1 rRNA gene is annotated in these 205 nt (G+C 53.2%); it reads right to left on the bottom strand.

Annotated elements, in window-relative coordinates:
- Positions 1–205: ribosomal RNA gene (locus KJS63_RS26045) — 23S ribosomal RNA — on the bottom strand; the annotation flags it as partial.

Below are 205 nucleotides of genomic sequence, written 5' to 3'. Positions count from 1 at the left end.
CGGCTCTTCACCTTAACCTCGCACGGGAACGTAACTCGCCGGTTCATTCTACAAAAGGCACGCCATCACCCCTAGATCGGGCTCTGACTTCTTGTAAGCACACGGTTTCAGGATCTCTTTCACTCCCCTTCCGGGGTGCTTTTCACCTTTCCCTCACGGTACTGCTTCACTATCGGTCGCTAGGGAGTATTTAGCCTTGGCAGAT

This window comes from Paenibacillus sp. J22TS3, assembly GCF_018403205.1.
Lineage (GTDB): Bacteria > Bacillota > Bacilli > Paenibacillales > Paenibacillaceae > Fontibacillus > Fontibacillus tuaregi.
This window is presented reverse-complemented; position numbering and strand designations above follow the sequence as displayed.